The sequence below is a fragment of the Pseudomonas sp. EA_15y_Pfl1_P101 genome (assembly GCF_963970835.1).
In the GTDB taxonomy this organism is placed as follows: Bacteria; Pseudomonadota; Gammaproteobacteria; order Pseudomonadales; family Pseudomonadaceae; genus Aquipseudomonas; species Aquipseudomonas tritici.
Genome location: NZ_CAXAPA010000003.1, coordinates 48,127 through 66,507 on the forward strand (window position 1 = coordinate 48,127; position 18,381 = coordinate 66,507).

Consider the following 18,381-nt stretch of genomic DNA (forward strand, 5'->3'; position numbering starts at 1 on the left):
TGATGCAATTATTATTGGTGTGTGTTTTTAGGTGAATCTGGCGCTTTAAAGCAGGCCGAGACGTCACAAAGCGCGCCGAGAGTAGCAGCTTTGCCAAGGGCCGCCTAGAGCCAAACGAGGGCCCTACGGTCATAAACATGACTCAAGAATAGCCAGTGGTCATTTTTAGAGCAAAGATTCTATAAGCTAGAAAATGGCTCTGGAATGCGCGCTACAGAGCGACAAATAAGAATGTGGGAGCGGGCTTGCTCGCGAATGCAGTGGTTCAGTCGATACATTTGGTGACTGATCCACCGCATTCGCGAGCAAGCCCGCTCCCGCATCTTTTACCCTGTTTCAAATCAGGCGATGTCGCGCAGCTCACGCCGCAGAATTTTCCCCACCGGCGTCATCGGCAACGATTCGCGCAACACAATATGCTTAGGCACTTTGTACCCCGTGAAGTTGATCTTGCAGTACGCCTTCAACTCCTCAAGGCTCACACCCTCCGCGCGCGCCACCACAAACAGCTTCACCGCCTCCCCGGTGCGCTCATCCGGCACGCCGATCACCGCGCAGTTGGCCACGGCCGGGTGGGCCATCACCACGTCTTCGATTTCGTTGGGGTACACGTTGAAGCCCGAGACGATGATCAGGTCTTTCTTGCGGTCGACGATGCGCACGAAGCCATCGTCATCGATCACCGCGATGTCACCGGTCTTCAGCCACCCCTCGGCGTCCAAGGCCTCGGCGGTGGCGGCCGGTTGCTGCCAGTAGCCCTTCATCACCTGCGGGCCTTTGATGCACAGCTCGCCGCGCTCGCCCAACGGCAGCTCGACGCCCTGATCATCAATCACCTTCATCGCCGTGGCCGGCACCGGAATGCCCACGGTGCCCAGCCGGGATTTGTTGCCGTACGGGTTGGTGCTGGCCACCGGGGAGGTTTCCGTCAGGCCATAGCCCTCACCAATCGCACAGCCGGTGATTTGCTCCCAACGCTCAGCTGTGGCCTTGATCAACGCAGTGCCGCCGGAGTTGGTGAGCTTGAGGTGGGAGAAATCCAGGGTCTTGAAGTCCGGGTGGTCCATCAACGCGACAAACAGCGTGTTTAGCCCCAACAACCCGGTAAACCGCCACTTCTTCAGCTCTTTGATAAAGCCGCCGATGTCCCGTGGATTGGTGATCAGCACGTTATGGTTGCCGGAGACCATCATGCACATGCAGTTCGCGGTGAATGCATAGATGTGGTACAGCGGCAGCGGCGCGATCATCACCTCCTGCCCTTCCTTGATCAGCGGGTGGCCGTCCTCGCCGGTCTGAGACATGCAGGCGCGCACCTGTTGCATGTTGGCCACTAGGTTGCCGTGGGTGAGCATCGCGCCCTTGGCCAGGCCGGTGGTGCCGCCGGTGTATTGCAGCACGGCGATGTCGTCCAGGGTCATCGGGTGACGGGTAAGACCCAGGCCCGAGCCCATGCGCAACGCCCGCTTGAAGGAGACGGCGCGCGGCAGACTGTAGGCCGGGACCATCTTCTTGACCTTATCGACCAAGGTATTGACCAGCCAGCCCTTGGCGGCGGGCATGAAGTCGCCCATCTTGGCTTCGATCAGGTAGTCGATCTCGGTGTCGCTGCACACTTCCTGCACCCGCGAACCGAACAGGTTGAGGTAGACCAGCGCCCGCACGCCAGCGTCCTTGAACTGGTGACGCATCTCGCGCGGGGTGTACAGCGGGTTGGTGTTGACCACGATCAGCCCGGCGCGCAGTGCGCCGAACACGGCAATCGGGTAATGCAGCACGTTGGGCATTTGTACCGCGATACGCTCGCCCGGCTTGAGGTCGGTGTGCTGTTGCAGGTAGCCGGCAAACGCCGCGCTCTGGCGTTCAAGCTCGGCGTAGGTCAGGGTGATGCCCATGTTGCTGAATGCCGGACGGTCGGCAAAAGTCTTGCACGAGCGCTCGAAGACTTCGATCACCGACTTGTAGGCCCCCAGGTCGATGTCATTGGGAACGCCCGCCGCGCGTTTGTCATTCCAGAAATCAGGTTGCATTATTCTTGTCCTCTTACCTGAGTGTGTCCGGCCGCTGCTGCTGCAAAAGTGTACAGCGATAAAAAGCGGAGCTTTGGGGACGTTAGCAGCTATGGCCAAACAGGCAAATACAGGACGGCGCTTCATTGATTGCGTGAATCTTCCTACACGTGCCCGCACTGATCAGACGCTTGCGTGGGATGAGCTATACACTGCAACGCAGACCTTGAGCAGAACGTGAGCAAAGGAACCGCCATGAACCACAGCACCTTCTGGCTGACCGCGAATGACCGCAGCCGCCTGTACGTCAACCAATGGATGCCCGACGGCTGCGCCAAGGCCGTGGTGATGCTGTCCCATGGCATGGCCGAGCACAGCGGTCGTTATGCACGCCTGGCTGAAGCCTTGTGCGGCGCCGGCTACGGTTTATATGCGCTGGACCAGCGGGGCCATGGCCGTACTGCCGATGAAGGCTCCTTGGGCCTCTACGCCGAAAAGGACGGCTGGAACAAAGTGGTGGGCGACCTCGCCAGCCTCAACCAGCATATCGGCCAACAGCAGCCGGGGCTGCCGATCATTCTGCTGGGCCACAGCATGGGCAGTTATATCGCCCAGGCGTACTTGCTGCACCATAGCGCCAGCCTGCATGGGGTGATTCTCAGCGGTTCGAATTTCCAGCCGGTGGCGCTGTATCGCGCCGCACGCGTGATTGCCCGGGCCGAACGCTTGCGCCAGGGTTTGCGCGGGCGCAGTGCGCTGATCGAATTCCTGTCGTTTGGATCGTTCAACAAGGCGTTCAAACCCAATCGCACCGCTTTCGACTGGCTCAGCCGTGACCCGGCGGAAGTTGACAATTACATCAATGACCCGCTGTGTGGGTTCCGCTGCACCAACCAACTGTGGATCGACCTGCTCGGCGGCTTGCAGCAAATCAGCAAAGCGTCCAATCTCGCGCAGATCGATCCGGGCCTGCCGATCCTGGTGATGGGCGGCGAATGTGATCCGGTGAGTGAAGGCAAGCGTCTCAAAAGCCTGGCCCATGCGTTGCGTGAAGCCGGCTGCCAGCACCTGCATCTGAATATCTACCCGCAGGCGCGCCATGAAGTGTTCAATGAAACCAACCGTGATCACGTTACAGCGGATGTGCTGACGTGGCTCGACCAGGCCCTGACATTACGCAGGCCAACTCGCTGCGAATGACCTCTTTGTGAAAATCAGCCTTTTAAAATCAGCCAATTAAATTACCGATTAGCCACAGGATGCACCTTTAGATGACCCAGGTAACCAACACCCCGTACGAAGCCCTCGAAGTCGGCCAGACCGCCAGCTACAGCAAGCGGGTGGAAGAGCGCGATATCCAGCTGTTCGCCGCCATGTCCGGTGACCACAACCCGGTGCACCTGGACGCCGAATACGCCAAGGCCACCATGTTCAAGGAGCGTATCGCCCATGGCATGTTCAGCGGCGCCCTGATCAGCGCGGCGGTTGCTTGCGAGTTGCCTGGGCCGGGCACGATCTACATTGGCCAGCAGATGAGCTTCCAGAAGCCAGTGAAGATCGGCGACACCCTGACCGTGCGCCTGGAAATTCTCGAGAAGTTGCCGAAGTTTCGTGTACGCATTGCCACCCGTGTGTTCAACCAGCGTGATGAATTGGTGGTGGACGGTGAGGCGGAGATTTTGGCGCCGCGTAAGCAGCAGGTTGTTACTTTGACCGAGCTGCCGCCAATCAGCATCGGCTGACCCAGATCTTAAGATTCACGCAATACAAATGTGGGAGCGGGCTTGCCCGCGAAAGCGATAGTTCAGTCAATAAAGATGAGACTGAAAAACCGCATTCGCAAGCAAGCCCGCTCCCACATTGTTTACAGCATTTACAGCCCGAAGCTTACGACTGAGCGCGAGCCTGGTTACGCAGGGCTTTTACTTGGTCGTGGTTGCGTTGTACGCCGTGGTACTGACGCTCAACCAGATCACGAATACCCAGCAGGTTGTGCTTGTTGATTTTCTCAATCGCTTCACGATAAGCCTTCAGTGCGTGGTCTTCACCGCGCTCGGCCTCATTCAGCACAGCTTCTTCGTCTTTACCAGTCACCATCGATTTAACATCGACCCAGCCGCGGTGCAGGGCGCCAGAAACACTGCCGGAATCTTCCGGATCGCCACCCAGGGCACGTACGGCGGTTTTCAGTTCAGCTGCAGCTGTCGCGCAATCGGTGGAACGTTTGGCAAACAGTGCTTTGAGTTCTGGGTGCTTGATGTCTTCAGCGCACTCTTTGAAACCTTTTTGACCGTCAATGCTGGTCTCGATCAGGTCGTTGAGTACGGAGATGGATTCTTTATTGATGTCAGTCATTTTTCAATTCCTTTGGCAGGTTAGAAGGTTGCAATAAGAATTGCAGCGTCCGTGCCAGCTTCTTTAAAAACTATTTATCCTTGTAAATCAACAGCTTAAAAATTCTTGAACCTTCTGTATTTGCGTTTTTTGCATGATCTGTCATTTGGCCTTCATGCAGAATGCCTGTATTTTCCACTGCTACGACTGACCTTCACGAAGCGCCCATGAACCCCGAAAAACTCGAACTACTGATCACCCGCGAAATGCCCTTCGGCAAATACAAGGGACGGATCATCGCCGACCTGCCAGGCCCCTACCTGAACTGGTTTGCCCGTGAAGGCTTCCCTCACGGCGAATTGGGCGGGTTGCTGGCATTGATGCAGGAAATTGACAGCAACGGATTGTCTGAATTGCTTGAACCGCTGCGCGCTAAACACGGTAAACCCGCCCCTCGTCATTAAGAGCGCCCTATGCCACGCAGTGCAGACAACGAACGTCACTGGCTGACCATCGCCCAGCGCTACGCCCTGGAACCCGGCCCGATCAATCTGGAAAACGGCTACTTCGGCCACATGAGCCAAGCGGTGCAAACGCAGTATCTGGAACACGTTGCGTTTATCAACCGCAGCAACTCGCTCTATGTGCGTCAGACGTTCGAAACAGGCGAAAACGTCGAGATTCGTCGGCAGTTGGCCGGGCTAATGGATGTCGACCCAGCGTCAGTGGCCTTTACCCGTAACGCCACTGAAGCCCTGCAATCGCTGATCCGCAACTACAACCGCCTGCAACCGGGCGATCAAGTGCTCATCAGTGACCTGGAGTACGACACCGTGAAAGGCGCCATGCGCTGGCTGGCAGGCTATCGTGGCGTGGAGGTGATCGAACTGTCCCACACGCACCCGGCCAGTTTCGACAGTCTGGTGCACACTTATCGCGAAGCGTTCGTTAAGTACCCACGCCTCAAAATGATGGCGCTGACCCACGTTACCCACCGCACCGGGCTGGTCATGCCCGTTGCAGCGATTGCCCAGGCGGCGCGCGCGCATGAAATCGATGTGATCCTGGATGGCGCCCACGCGCTGGGCCAGATCGAGTTCAACCTCGCCGAATTGGGCATTCAGTTTGCCGGCTTCAACTTGCACAAATGGATCGGCGCGCCGTTGACCCTGGGCTTTCTGTACATCGCCCCGGAGCGCCTGGGCGATATCGACACGGACATGGGCGAGTTTCACTACCCGGCTACCGACGTACGCGCACGCACGTCCTACAGCACGCCGAACTTTCCAGCGCTGATGACCTTGCCGTTGGTGTTTGAAGAGCACCGGGAGTTGGGTGGCTCGGCGGCCAAGGGTGCGCGGGTGAACTACCTGCGGGATCGGTGGGTAAGCCAGGTGCGGGCGTTGCCGGGGATTGAAGTGCTGACACCGGATGATCCGAGGCTGTATTGCGGGATTACGGCGTTCAAGTTTGTCGGGCGGGATCAGCAGGTGATGGTGGATAGGCTACTCAAGGACTATGACTTGTTTACCACTACCCGCACCGGCGCAACATTTGGCACCTGTATCCGGGTGACGCCGGGGTTGCTGACTTCATCGGCAGATATCAATGTGTTGGTCCAAGCAATTACCCAACTGAACGCAGATTAAAAATATGGGCGCTGGCTTGCCAGTTCCCACATCTGAACATCAGTGTTCTTGAGGTTTTCTGCAGGCAAAAAAAAGCGGCACACCGACCAAGTGCACCGCAAAAATGCCGTTAAGCACAGCAACAACGATTCGATAAATCAGATCAATCCAACAGTGCCAGCGCTTCGGCGGTGACTTCCTGGATGCGGGCCCAGTCGCCGTTCTTGATCCACTCAGGATCGAGCATCCAACTGCCACCCACGCACATCACATTTTTCAACGCCATGTAGCTTTTGATATTGGCCGGGCTAACGCCGCCAGTCGGGCAGAATTTCACTTCGCCAAACGGGCCACCGAGGGCCTTGATGGCAGCAACGCCACCGCTGACTTCGGCGGGGAACAGCTTGAAGCGGCGATAGCCCAGGCCATAACCTTCCATGATGCCCGACGCATTACTGATGCCCGGCAGCAGCGGAATCGGGCTGTGCACCGAAGCTTCCAGCAGGTCGCGGGTAATGCCGGGGGTGACGATGAATTGCGAGCCCGCCACTTCGGCCGCTTCGAGCATGTGCCGATCCAGCACAGTGCCGGCACCGGTGCACAGTTCAGGGCGTTGCTCGCGCAATACCTGAATGGCCTTGAGGCCGAACTCGGAACGCAGGGTCACTTCCAATGCGGTCAAACCGCCGGCTGCCAAGGCATCGGCCAGCGGCAGGATGTCCTGTTCGCGGGCGATGGTGATCACCGGCAGGATCCGCGCCTTCGCGCAGAGGCTGTCGATCAGGGCAACTTTATCCGCCATGGACACGGTCGGTTGAGGGCTTTTCATAGCGGCTGATCCTTGGCTCATGGGCACCAGTAAATCTCTAATGTAGGTTGCAAAAACGCGCGAATCGGCATGGCAGAGACATCGTCACTGGCCAGCGCGGCGCTCAAGGTGGTCAACTTCGAACTGCCGGAAATCGACAGGACGGTGTAATGGGCAGTGGCCAGCAGGGCGCGACTCATGGTCAGGCGCTGATGTGGCACGGTCGGCGCCAGCATCGGCCAGCAACGGCGGGTACCGTCGGCCTGCAAGGCTTCAATCAGGTTCGGGCTGTTGGGGAACAGCGATGCGGTGTGGCCGTCATCGCCCATCCCGAGCACCAGCACATCGATGGCTGGCAACTCGCCCAGCAGGCGATCAGCCTGCTCGGCAGCGTCTTCAAGATTAGCTGCGGCGCTGTACAGGCTGAGGAACCTGGCCTTGGCCGCCGGGCCCTGCAGCAGGTGTTGCTTCAACAGGCCGGCATTGCTGTCGGCGTGCTCAACCGGCACCCAACGCTCATCGGCCAGCGTGACCGTGACCTTGGACCAGTCCAGGCCTTGCTTGGCCAGGTTCTGGAAAAACGCCACGGGGCTACGCCCGCCGGAGACGACCAGGGTCGCTTCGCCACGGGCACTGATAGCCCCGCGCAGTTGTTCGGCCACGTCATTGGCCAGACCGTCCGCCAACAAGGCCGGCGTACGGTATTCATGGGCGCTGACACCCTGAGGCAGTTTCAATTCAGATATCGCCATACCACGACCTCCCATCCCGCGTGATCAGTGCAATCGAGCTCATCGGCCCCCAGGAACCCGCCGCGTACGGCTTGGGCGCATCACCGGATTTTTTCCACCCGGCGATCAGCTGGTCACACCACTTCCACGCGGCTTCGATTTCATCTTTGCGAACAAACAGGTTCTGATTGCCGCGCATTACTTCAAGCAACAACCGCTCATAAGCATCGGGAATCCGTGCGCTGCGGTAGGTGTCGGAAAAATTCAGCTGCAGTGGGCCGCTGCGCAGTTGCATGCCCTTGTCCAGGCCCTGCTCCTTGGTCATCACGCGCAAGGAAATACCTTCGTCCGGTTGCAGGCGGATGATCAGCTTGTTGCTGATCTGCAAGCGCTGCTCGGGGGCGAAGATGTAGTGGGACGGTTCCTTGAAGTGGATGACAATCTGCGACAACTTCTGCGGCATGCGCTTGCCGGTGCGCAGGTAGAACGGCACGCCGGCCCAACGCCAGTTGCGGATATCGGCGCGCAGGGCGACGAAAGTTTCAGTGTCGCTCTGGGTGTTGGAGTTCTCTTCTTCCAGGTAACCCGGCACTGGCTTGCCGGCGCTGTAGCCGGCAATGTACTGGCCGCGCACCACTTGGGTGGTCAGCCCGTCCGGGCTGATTGGCGCCAGGGCCTTGAGCACCTTGACCTTCTCGTCGCGGATGCTGTCGGCGGACAGGTCGGCCGGCGGGTCCATGGCGATCAGGCAGAGCAGTTGCAACAGGTGGTTCTGGATCATGTCGCGCAGTTGGCCGGCCTTGTCGAAGTAGCCCCAACGGCCCTCGATACCGACCTGCTCAGCCACGGTGATTTCCACGTGGGAAATGTAATTCTGGTTCCACTGGGTTTCGAACAGACTGTTGGCGAAACGCAGCGCGATCAGGTTCTGGACGGTTTCCTTGCCCAGATAGTGGTCGATGCGGTAGGTGCGGTTTTCCGGAAAATACTGCGCAACGGCGTCATTGACCTTGCGCGAGGACTCCAGGTCCGAACCGATCGGCTTTTCCAGCACGACGCGGGTGTTTTCCGCCAGGCCGACCTTGGACAGGTTCTCGCAGATCGCGCCGTAGACTGCTGCAGGCGTGGCGAAATAGGCGATCAGACGCTGCTCGGTGCCGGCGATTTCAGCCAGGGCCACGTAGTCATCAGCCTTCATGAAGTCGACGTGAACGTAAGTCAGGCGCGCGAGGAAACGCTGGGCGATGGCTTCGTCCAGTTCCTTGCCGACGTATTTGCGCAGTGCTTGCTCGATATGGGCCAGGTGTTGTTGCTCGGAACCGGCTTCACGGGCCAGGGCCAGGATGCGCGTGTCGTCGTGCAGCAGCCCGGCGCCATCGAGTTGATAGAGGGCAGGAAATAACTTGCGCAGCGCCAGATCACCCAAGGCGCCAAACAGGGCAAAGGTGCAGGGTTCTACGGTTATCGAAGGCATGATGTTTGTTCTTTTATCAAGTTAAGCTACAAATACCTTTTTTCAAGGCATCACTCAAGGAAAAATGTAGTAATAAACACAACATTTTCCCGAAATACGCATTGCGAGTGGTGGTGTTCAGCTACCCTCAGTAGGATAGGCCACCGCAAAAGACCACTCATCGATTGGTCGCCACCTTTTATTTGCATCGTCGCCCGAAGGAAAGACTGAATGGACCGCGTGCGAAATCTTCTGGAACAGATCCGGAATCGCCTCGAAGAATTGAACAAGGCAGAGAAAAAAGTCGCCGAGGTCATCCTGCTCAACCCGCAGCAGGCGACCCGCTTCTCCATCGCCGCCCTCGCCCAGGCTGCCTCGGTCAGTGAACCGACGGTCAACCGTTTCTGCCGTTCGTTCGGCGTGAGCGGTTACCCTGAACTGAAATTGCAGCTGGCGCAAAGCCTAGCCAGTGGCGCGGCGTATGTCAGCCACGCGGTGGGGGCCGATGATAACCCTGAGGCCTACACCCAGAAAATCTTCGGCAGCGCCATCGCCTCGCTGGACAGTGCCTGCCAGGCGCTGGACCCTGCCCTGATCAGCAAAGCCGTGGATTTGTTGATCCAGGCACGGCAGATCCACTTCTTCGGCCTGGGCGCTTCGGCCCCGGTGGCCATGGATGCGCTGCACAAGTTCTTCCGTTTCAACCTGGCCGTTACCGCCCACGCCGACGTGCTGATGCAGCGCATGATCGCCTCGGTGGCGCACACGGGCGAGTTGTTCGTGATCATTTCCTACACCGGGCGTACCCGTGAGCTCGTAGAAGTGGCGCGGATCGCACGGGAAAACGGCGCTTCCGTGCTGGGCGTGACTGCTGAGAATTCGCCGCTGGCCAAGGCCAGCACGGTGAGCTTGAACATTCCGCTGCCGGAAGACACCGACATCTACATGCCGATGACCTCGCGGATCATCCAGTTGACGGTGCTGGATGTGTTGGCGACCGGCATGACTTTGCGTCGTGGCGTGGATTTCCAGCCGCATTTGCGCAAGATCAAGGAAAGCTTGAATGACAGCCGGTATCCGGTGGGCGACGAGTTCAACTAAACAGACATTTGCGGTGGCACTACCGGCCTGATCGCGGGCAAGCCCGCTTCCACACTGGAATGCATTCCCATGTGGGCGCCGGGCTTGCCCGCGATAGCGTCATCAGCCACACCGCTAAAACCCTGCCCGCGCCTGCAAACTCAAATGCGCCCTCTCCCCCGGCGCCAAACTGGCCCCAGCCATCGCCGACTCCACGCACACAAACCCCGACGCCTCGTTAAAGCTCACCCCCAACAGTGGCCGGCTGCCGGGATGCCACACCACCGTGTCGGCGCTGTCACCCGTATCAATGCACAGTTCACGCTGCCAGGCATGGTCCTTGAGCTGCAACTCACCGTCATGCTGAAACACCCGCTGGCACCCGCCCTCTACCCTTAGCTCACCTTCCTGCTGGCAAACCTGGCGATTGAGCTGGTCGTAACCTTGCGCGCCATCAAGCCCAGACAGCGCTACCTCATCAACGTGACCGATACGCCAATAAGCGTGCAAAGCATGGCTCAGCTGGCACGGCAGCTCGTCCTGGTGCTCGGTGCTCAGGCGCAGTTCCAGGGTCTCCCCCAGGTGCGCGTGCAAGTCCACCTGCCAGTCGCACAACTGCAATTGCCAGTGCAGGCGCACACCCTCGTCGTCAGTGCTGCTGTCGAGCAGTTTCCAGTCGATCAGCCGCGCCCAGCCATGGGACGGCCAGGCATTTTCGCTCGGGTGGCGGCCATACCACGGCCAGCACACCGGTACGCCACCACGGATGGCGCCCACCTGTGGCCACTTGGCTGCACACCACAACCAGGGTTTCTGGCCACGGGGTTGGAAGTGCAACAGCTGCGCGCCCTGGCGACTGAACACCGCTTGGCACAGCGGATGATCAATGACCAATACATCGCGCATCTGAAAGCGCTCCCAGGCGAACACTGGACGCTCGCGCAGGGATTTGAAAAAACGTTGCAGCGGTTGCTCATGCATGTGCCACGGTCCTGAATATCTTCACAATGCGACCCAAAAAAAAGCGGATAGCCATGGCTACCCGCAAAATGCGCACAGAGAGAGGAGCTTATCGCAACAGCGTTAGAACGTAGACTGAATTTTCAGACCCGCCACGAGCGCGTTGTCGACTTTATCCACGCCGCCAGGCTGGACGACGTATTGCAGGTTAGGACGCACGGTCAGCCAGTTGGTAACGTGGAAGCCGTAGTTGATTTCGAAGTTGTACTCGGTCTCGCGAATGGGCGAGAACAGCGCATTGTCGTAATCATTCACACCATTGGCGACGTTCAGCAGCTCAGCGTTCTTCTTCACGTCATCGTTGACGTGCAGGCGAGCAGCGCCAATGCCGACGTCATCTTTTGGACGTGCGTCGAATGGGCCTTTGTACACCAGCATCAACGACTGGTAGTTGTCGACCAGGTTGGTTTCTTTGTCGTGGAAGGTGGCGTTGGCCGCGATATTCAAGCCGCGGGAAGCGTCGCCGTTATGCGTGGTGAGTTGCTGTTGGGCAACAAACCAGTAGCCTTTCTTGCTGCTGCGGGTACGGTACGCGGCGCCAGTGGTAGCCGCATCGTTGCCGTTCACGTCTTCACGTACGTCGGCAGCATCAGCCGCGCTCTTGTAGTAACCCACACGGTATTCGCCCGGCAGGTTGTTGACCTTCGGCGACCAAACCAATTCCACAGGAATCACGGTGCCCTTGGTGCCGCTGCCGCTGAGCTTGAAGCCGTTGCCGTGCTCGAGCTGCGATGGGTTCTGGTTGTAGGCACCGATTTGCGCATACAGCTCAGGCGTGATGTTGTACTTCACGCGGATCGCGGCCTGGCTGACGGGCCAGTTGTACCAGGTGTTCACGTAGTTGCCGACCTGGGAGCCGCAGAACGACAGGTTCTGGAAGTCGCACGGGAAGGTGTTGAAGTCTTCGCCTTCACCGAAGTAGCCGAGTTTGACGTCCAGCTTGTTGTCGAACATCTGGTGCTGGATCCAGAACTGGGTCAGACGCACCATGTGGCCACGGCCGTAGACTTCCATCGACGAACTGAGCGTGCCGGCACGTGGGTCGCCGATGCGGTCGTTGGAGATGTTCTGGCCATTACGGTTGGTGAGCTGGATCTTGGCCTGGGTGTTATCCCAACCCCACAGCTTTTGCAGGTCCAGCGCTACGCCCAAACCGAACTGGTCGGCGTAACGACCCGTCTTGTCGGTGTTGTAACCGCCATGCGCGTTGTAGCCCATCTCCCCTACGTAGTCAGCCTTGATGTCGATACCTTGCTCGATCAGCTTGGTACGTTCACCGCCCCAATCGCCGGTCATCCACTTCGAATCAGCGCTGAACGCATCGGCCGCCATCGCATTGGCGGACAATACCAGGGCTGCTGCGGCTGACATTTGGCAGATCAATCGAGTGTTGTTGTGTTGCTTTTTCATCCCTACATCCTCGTCTTTATTGTTATTAAACTGTTTTTATTTAACGCGGTTAACTTTTTTATCTAAAACAACACGTTATCTGCTTCAGCGGCCTTTGAATTGGGCCACATTGTCGGCATGCCCCTGTGCAGGCAATGAGGAAGCAGTGCCCAATCGCTCGCCCGTTTGGGCGTCGAACAGCAAGACCTTGGAAGGGTCGAATTGCAACGTCAGGGTCTCGCCCACCTGGGGTGCCACGTCGGGCGACAGTCGGCAGCAGACCTTGGTGTCGTTGAGTTGCACAAACACCAGGGTATCCGGGCCGGTCGGCTCGGTGACCTGGACTTCGGCACGAATACTCGACGCCGTGTCGCCCTCACCCGCCGCCAACATGATTTGCTCCGGACGCAAGCCCAGGATCACGTCGCGGTCTTCAAGGCCGGCGTCTGTCACGTTCAGCGCCAGCTCGCAACGGGCCTGGCCGCTGTCGAGCACGGCCACCAGGCGACCGTCCTTGCGCTGCAGGCGCAGGGGTACGAAGTTCATCGGCGGCGAACCGATAAAGCTCGCCACGAACTGGTTGGCCGGGTTGTTGTAGATGTCTTTTGGCGTGCCGAACTGCTGAATGATGCCGTCCTTCATCACCGCGACTTTATCGCCCAGGGTCATCGCTTCGATCTGGTCGTGGGTCACGTAGACCGTGGTGGTCTTGAGACGCTGGTGCATCAGTTTCATTTCGGTGCGCATCTCGACGCGTAGCTTGGCGTCGAGGTTGGACAGCGGTTCGTCGAACAGGTAGATCTTCGGCCGACGCGCCAGGGCACGGCCCATGGCCACACGCTGTTGCTGGCCACCGGATAGCTGGCCCGGCTTGCGGTTGAGCAGGTGTTCGATCTGCAGCAGCTTGGCCACGCGCGCCACTTCAGCGTCGATCTCGGCCTGGGGCATCTTGCGGATCTTGAGGCCGAACTCGATGTTCTCGCGCACGCTCATGGTCGGGTACAGCGCGTAGGACTGGAACACCATGGCGATGTCGCGATCCTTGGGGCTCATGCCGCTCACGTCTTGATCACCGATCATGATCGCGCCACCGGTGATGGTTTCCAGGCCAGCGATGCAGTTCATCAGCGTGGATTTACCGCACCCCGAAGGGCCGACCAGGATCAGGAATTCGCCTTCCTTGATCGACAGTTCGATGTTCTTCAAGGTGTCGGGCAGGCCGGCGCCATAGGTCTTGTTTACATTGCGAAGTTCAAGCGTAGCCATGATTACCCCTTGACCGCGCCGGCCGTGAGGCCGCGCACGAAATACTTGCCTGCGATCACATAGACCAGCAGGGTCGGCAGCCCGGCGATCATCGCCGCCGCCATGTCCACGTTATATTCCTTGGCCCCGGTGCTGGTGTTGACCAGGTTGTTCAGCGCCACCGTGATGGGCTGGGAGTCGCCACTGGAGAACACCACACCGAACAGGAAGTCGTTCCAGATCTGGGTGAACTGCCAGATCAGGCAGACCATGATGATCGGGGTCGACATCGGTAGGATGATCAGGCGGAAAATGGTGAAGAAACCGGCACCGTCCAGGCGCGCCGCTTTGATCAGCGCATCCGGAATGCTGACGTAGTAATTACGGAAAAACAGCGTGGTGAACGCCAGGCCGTAGACCACATGGATAAACACCAGGCCGGTGGTGGTGCTGGCGAGGCCCATCTTGCCGAGGGTGAAGGAAGCCGGCAGCAGCACGGTCTGGAATGGCAGGAAGCAGCCGAACAACAACAGACCGAAGAACAACTGCGAACCCCGGAAGCGCCAGAACGACAGCACGTAGCCGTTCAACGCACCGATAGCGGTGGAGATCAGCACAGCGGGCACGGTGATCTTGATCGAGTTCCAGAAGTAGCCATCCACGGTGGCCCAGGCCTTGACCCAGCCGATGCCGGAGACCACGGTCGGCCAGCTCAGCAGGTTGCCGGTGCTGATGTCTTCCGGGGTCTTGAAGCTGGTGAGCAGCATCACCACCAGCGGCACCAGGTACAGCAGCACGGCAAGGATCAGCACCGCGTAGATCGCGATGCGACTCAGGCTGATGGGCGATTTGGAGACGAGACTAGTCATTACGTTTGGTCCTCAGCTCGGAGTAGAGGTAAGGCACGATGATCGCGAGGATCGCACCGAGCATCAGGATTGCACTGGCCGAGCCCACGCCCATCTGGCCACGGCTGAAGGTGAACGAGTACATGAACATCGCAGGCAGGTCGGACGAATAGCCGGGGCCGCCAGCAGTCATCGCCGCCACCAGGTCGAAGCTCTTGATCGCAATGTGCGCCAGGATCATCACCGCACTGAAGAACACCGGACGCAGGCTCGGCAGCACCACGCTCCAGTAGATGCGCGGCATGCTCGCGCCGTCGATCTGCGCGGCGCGGATGATCGATTGATCAACCCCCCGCAGGCCGGCGAGGAACATCGCCATGATGAAGCCCGAAGCTTGCCATACCGCGGCGATCACCAGGCAGTAGACCACGCGGTCCGGGTCGATCAGCCAATCGAGACGGAAGCCTTCCCAGCCCCAGTCACGCAGAAGTCTGTCCAGGCCCATGCCCGGGTTGAGCAGCCATTTCCAGGCGGTACCAGTGACGATCATCGAGAGCGCCATCGGGTACAGGTAAACGGTGCGGATAAAGCCTTCGCGACGGATTTTCTGGTCGAGGAAGATCGCCAGTGTCACGCCGATAACCAAGGTGATGCCGATAAACATCCCGCCAAACAGGGCCAGGTTCTTGCTCGCGACCCACCAGCGGTCGTTGTCGAACAAACGCTGATATTGCGCGAGGCCCGCCCATTTGTAGCTTGGCAGGAACGTAGATGTCGTAAACGACAGTACAAACGTCCACAGGATGTAGCCGTAGAAGCCCACCAACACGATGAACATGCTGGGCGCCAGCACCAGTTTGGGTAGCCAGCGCTGCAGTGCATCGAACGGCGAGGCTTTGCTGAACACAGCAACAGAACTCATGGGAAAATCCACTAAAAGAATAAAGGCAGCTGCAAGTTACAAGCTACAAGCGGCAAGAGAGGCAGCACACCAGTTGCAGCGTTTAACTTGCAGCTTGTAGCTTATTTGGCCGACTTGATCGCAGCGCCGAGTTTCTTGGCGGTGTCGGCTGGGTCAGCTTTCGGGTCGTTGATGAAGTTGGTCACGACGTCAAAGAACGCACCTTGCACAGCCAGGGTCGTGGCCATGTTGTGCGCCATGCTTGGCTGCAGGCCGCCGGTCTTGGCGTCTGCCAGGAAGTCCTTGGCGGCAGCCTGGGCGCAAGAGTCGAAGCCGTACGAATCCATTTTGGTCAGCATGTCGTTACGCACAGGGATCGAACCCTTGTTGATGCTGAACACTTTCTGGAAGTTTTCACCCAGCACGACTTTGGCGATGTCCTGCTGACCCGCCGCAGTGCCTTTGTCTTTCTGCTTGAACACCGCCAGGGAGTCGATGTTGTAGGTAAAGGCTTTGTCGGTGCCCGGGAACGCTACGCACTCGTAGTCTTTACCGGCGACTTTCTTGGCAGCGGTCCACTCGGACTTGGCCCAGTCACCCATGATCTGCATGCCGGCCTTGCCGTTGATGACTTTGCCCGCTTCGAGGTTCCAGTCTTGGCCTTTACCGTCGACGTCCATGTAAGTCGCGACTTTCTTCAGCTCGGTCAGCGACTTGACCATTTCCGGACCGGTCAGTGCGGCGTTATCCAGGTCGACCAGGGCTTTCTTGTAGCCATCGGCACCCATCACCGACAGGACGACGGCTTCGAAAACGGTGCTGTCCTGCCACGGCTGGCCACCATGGGCGAGCGGAATGAAGCCCGCGGCCTTGAGCTTGTCGCCCGCTGCGTAGAATTCTTCGAGGGTGGTTGGGTTCTTGGTGATGCCGGCTTTCTTGAAGACTTCCGGGTTGATCCACAGCCAGTTCACGCGGTGGATGTTGACCGGTACGGCAACGTAGTCACCGTCGTACTTCACGGTGTCGGAGACTTTCTTGTCGAGCAGGGAGTCCCATTTTTCGTCTTTGGCGACAGACTTCAGAACGTCGGTGTCGAGCAGGCCGGTGGACGCCCATTCCTGGATGTCGGGGCCTTTGATCTGGGCAACGGCGGGCGGGTTGCCGGCGACCGCGCGGCTTTTCAGCACGGTCATGGCCGTGGCGCCACCGCCACCTGCGACGGCACCGTCTTTCCAGGTGAAGCCGTCTTTTTCAACTTGGGCCTTCAGGACATCTACAGCCGCTTTTTCACCGCCCGAGGTCCACCAATGCACAACTTCAACCGTCCCTTTCGAGTCGGCCGCGAATGCACTGAGGGGAAACAACGAGGCAATGGAAATAGCTACGGCGAGGCGATTAATCGCGTTCATCTGAATACCTTTTCTTGTTGTTATGCATGCAAGTCTTAAGCTTGCGCTGCACGGAGTTTAAACATGGATTTTTGAGGCGCAGGTAACAAAGGGACGCCCAAATGTCACCAATTGGTGACATAACGCCCAGCCCCTATTGCACTGGCCATGCTTGGCGCTAACGGCAGCGCAGGCAGCAATACCGCTTGCCAGGCATGGTACAGGTCTGGCTTGCCGCCCCAGATGTTGCTGCTGGGCGTGTTATGGGGGCTGAGTTCGTGGTGCCAGCTGCCGTGGGTACGGTCGATAAAGTGAGCCTCGCAAAACTCCCAGAAGCGCCGGTACCACGTTTCGTAGTGCAACTCGCCGGTACGCTTGAGCAAGGCTTGGGCAGCGGCGCTGGCTTCGGCGTGGGTCCAATGCAAGCGCTCGTGCACCACCGGTCGGTAGGTCCAGTCCAGGGTGTAGACGATGCCGGGGGCGCCATCCACGGACCAGGCATATTCGCAGGCGCTGGCGAACAGGCCCTTGGCGTCGTTCACCAACCAGTCCGGCGTGGCCAACCCGGCTTGCAGGCGTGCCGCTTCCAAATGCAGCACCAACCGTGCCCATTCAAAACCGTGGCCGGGGGTGATGCCGTAGGGCCGGAAGCCGTCTGCGGGGTTGTCTTCGTTGTAACCGAGCAGCGGTTGCCAGTGCGCGTCGAAATGCTCGATCACCATGTACTGGTTGCCGGCGGCGTGGGTGTGGATCACCCGCTCGACGATCCGCATCGCGCGGTCCAGCCAGCGTGTATCGCCGGTGACATCGGCCAGGGCGAGAAAGGCTTCGGTGGCGTGCATGTTGCTGTTGGCGCCGCGATAGGCTTCGATGCCGCTCCAGTCTTGGGCGAACGACTCGAGCATCACGCCCTCCTCCTCGCTCCAGAAAAACTGGTCGATGATATGGATGGCGTCGTTCAACAGGTTTTGTGCGCCGGGAGCGCCGGCCACCACCGCCGAGCTCGCGGCCAGGGCGACGAAGGCGTGCAGGTAAGCAGCCTTGCCACGGTTGCCATCGAGGGCGTGGGGGGCGGCGAACCAGCCTCCGTGCTCAGCGTCCCGCAGCGGGCCACTGAGGGCCGCAACACCGTGTGCGACCAGCTCGGCATACCCAGGCAAGCCCAAGGCATGAGCCATGGCGAAACTGTGGGTCATGCGGGCGGTGTTCATGGTTTCGGCTTGGGCATCGGCTGGCAGCTGGCCTTTGTCGTCAAGGTTGCCGAAACCATCGGGCAGTCGAGATGCCTTGGCGAATGCCAGCAGGCGCTGGCCTTCAGCGGCGAGCCAAGCGCGATGGGCAGGCGCGTTCAGCCAACTGCTGGCAGGCAGTGGTTGCGTGGTCATGGGTGGCCCTTATTATTTTTTGTGGGATGACCGGAGTCTAAACAAGGGCGCGGCGGGGGCAAGTAACGAAGGGGATGGGAAATGTCACCGACTGGTGACAATGTTGCAAGCGACCATTATCGAGCGCTTGGCTGCAACTCGAATGGGGGAGTGGGCGTGCTC

At 59.1% G+C, this 18,381-nt stretch carries 17 protein-coding genes; 5 read left to right on the forward strand and 12 right to left on the reverse strand.

What is annotated here, in order from left to right:
- Positions 1-341: 341 nt before the first annotated feature.
- Positions 342-2,030 carry a long-chain-fatty-acid--CoA ligase FadD2 gene (gene fadD2, locus AACY36_RS04925; protein WP_339417102.1) on the reverse strand — a complete coding sequence of 563 codons (1,689 nt, stop codon included), beginning with the start codon at positions 2,028-2,030 and terminating at the stop codon, positions 342-344.
- 234 nt (positions 2,031-2,264) lie between these two features.
- On the opposite strand from fadD2, the gene AACY36_RS04930 reads away from it, so the two are divergent.
- Both AACY36_RS04930 and AACY36_RS04935 read left to right on the forward strand, forming a co-directional pair.
- Entirely contained in the window at positions 2,265-3,209 is a 945-nt protein-coding gene (locus AACY36_RS04930) for an alpha/beta hydrolase (RefSeq protein WP_339417103.1), read from the forward strand.
- Positions 3,210-3,280: 71 nt separating this feature from the next.
- On the forward strand, positions 3,281-3,751 hold the full coding sequence (locus AACY36_RS04935; protein WP_339417104.1) for a MaoC family dehydratase: 471 nt from the start codon (positions 3,281-3,283) through the stop codon (positions 3,749-3,751).
- 145 nt (positions 3,752-3,896) lie between these two features.
- Here AACY36_RS04935 and AACY36_RS04940 read toward each other — a convergent pair whose 3' ends face one another.
- On the reverse strand, positions 3,897-4,364 hold the full coding sequence (locus tag AACY36_RS04940; RefSeq protein ID WP_339417105.1) for a ferritin-like domain-containing protein: 468 nt from the start codon (positions 4,362-4,364) through the stop codon (positions 3,897-3,899).
- 206 nt (positions 4,365-4,570) lie between these two features.
- On the opposite strand from AACY36_RS04940, the gene AACY36_RS04945 reads away from it, so the two are divergent.
- Together AACY36_RS04945 and AACY36_RS04950 are read left to right on the forward strand one after the other, a co-directional pair.
- Positions 4,571-4,807 carry a DUF3820 family protein gene (locus AACY36_RS04945; RefSeq protein ID WP_010208204.1) on the forward strand — a complete coding sequence of 79 codons (237 nt, stop codon included), beginning with the start codon at positions 4,571-4,573 and terminating at the stop codon, positions 4,805-4,807.
- Positions 4,808-4,816: 9 nt separating this feature from the next.
- Positions 4,817-5,992, forward strand: a complete 1,176-nt coding sequence (locus AACY36_RS04950) for an aminotransferase class V-fold PLP-dependent enzyme (RefSeq protein ID WP_339417106.1) — start codon at positions 4,817-4,819, stop codon at positions 5,990-5,992.
- A gap of 142 nt (positions 5,993-6,134) precedes the next feature.
- Here the strand turns inward: AACY36_RS04950 and AACY36_RS04955 are convergent, their stop codons facing one another.
- From AACY36_RS04955 to zwf, 3 genes are read right to left on the reverse strand one after another with little or no spacing between them, the layout of a single operon-like run.
- Complete coding sequence (locus AACY36_RS04955; RefSeq protein WP_065873545.1) at positions 6,135-6,800, reverse strand: bifunctional 4-hydroxy-2-oxoglutarate aldolase/2-dehydro-3-deoxy-phosphogluconate aldolase; 666 nt, start codon at positions 6,798-6,800, stop codon at positions 6,135-6,137.
- Between the two features lie 17 nt (positions 6,801-6,817).
- Complete coding sequence (gene pgl, locus AACY36_RS04960; RefSeq protein WP_339417107.1) at positions 6,818-7,531, reverse strand: 6-phosphogluconolactonase; 714 nt, start codon at positions 7,529-7,531, stop codon at positions 6,818-6,820.
- Entirely contained in the window at positions 7,518-8,984 is a 1,467-nt protein-coding gene (zwf, locus tag AACY36_RS04965) for a glucose-6-phosphate dehydrogenase (protein WP_065873547.1), read from the reverse strand. The genes pgl and zwf overlap by 14 nt, the downstream gene beginning before the upstream one ends.
- Before the next feature lie 219 nt (positions 8,985-9,203).
- Here zwf and AACY36_RS04970 point away from each other — a divergent pair, with 219 nt between their 5' ends.
- Positions 9,204-10,064, forward strand: a complete 861-nt coding sequence (locus AACY36_RS04970; protein WP_339417331.1) for a MurR/RpiR family transcriptional regulator — start codon at positions 9,204-9,206, stop codon at positions 10,062-10,064.
- A 114-nt stretch (positions 10,065-10,178) separates the two neighbouring features.
- On the opposite strand, the gene AACY36_RS04975 is transcribed toward AACY36_RS04970, so the two are convergent.
- The 7 genes from AACY36_RS04975 to AACY36_RS05005 form a co-directional block, all read right to left on the reverse strand.
- Complete coding sequence (locus AACY36_RS04975; protein WP_339417109.1) at positions 10,179-11,024, reverse strand: D-hexose-6-phosphate mutarotase; 846 nt, start codon at positions 11,022-11,024, stop codon at positions 10,179-10,181.
- A gap of 102 nt (positions 11,025-11,126) precedes the next feature.
- Complete coding sequence (locus AACY36_RS04980; RefSeq protein ID WP_339427466.1) at positions 11,127-12,473, reverse strand: carbohydrate porin; 1,347 nt, start codon at positions 12,471-12,473, stop codon at positions 11,127-11,129.
- An 84-nt stretch (positions 12,474-12,557) separates the two neighbouring features.
- The gene (locus AACY36_RS04985; protein WP_339417111.1) at positions 12,558-13,718 is read right to left on the reverse strand and encodes an ABC transporter ATP-binding protein; all 1,161 of its coding nucleotides are present in this window, start codon (positions 13,716-13,718) and stop codon (positions 12,558-12,560) included.
- Between the two features lie 2 nt (positions 13,719-13,720).
- The gene (locus AACY36_RS04990) at positions 13,721-14,566 is read right to left on the reverse strand and encodes a carbohydrate ABC transporter permease (RefSeq protein WP_065873551.1); all 846 of its coding nucleotides are present in this window, start codon (positions 14,564-14,566) and stop codon (positions 13,721-13,723) included.
- Entirely contained in the window at positions 14,559-15,467 is a 909-nt protein-coding gene (locus AACY36_RS04995) for a carbohydrate ABC transporter permease (protein WP_339496791.1), read from the reverse strand. The genes AACY36_RS04990 and AACY36_RS04995 overlap by 8 nt, the downstream gene beginning before the upstream one ends.
- Positions 15,468-15,568: 101 nt before the next feature.
- Positions 15,569-16,855 carry an ABC transporter substrate-binding protein gene (locus tag AACY36_RS05000; RefSeq protein WP_339417115.1) on the reverse strand — a complete coding sequence of 429 codons (1,287 nt, stop codon included), beginning with the start codon at positions 16,853-16,855 and terminating at the stop codon, positions 15,569-15,571.
- 104 nt (positions 16,856-16,959) lie between these two features.
- Positions 16,960-18,219: a D-mannose isomerase gene (locus AACY36_RS05005; RefSeq protein ID WP_339427467.1), complete on the reverse strand. Its 1,260-nt coding sequence runs from the start codon at positions 18,217-18,219 to the stop codon at positions 16,960-16,962.
- Positions 18,220-18,381 lie beyond the last annotated feature (162 nt).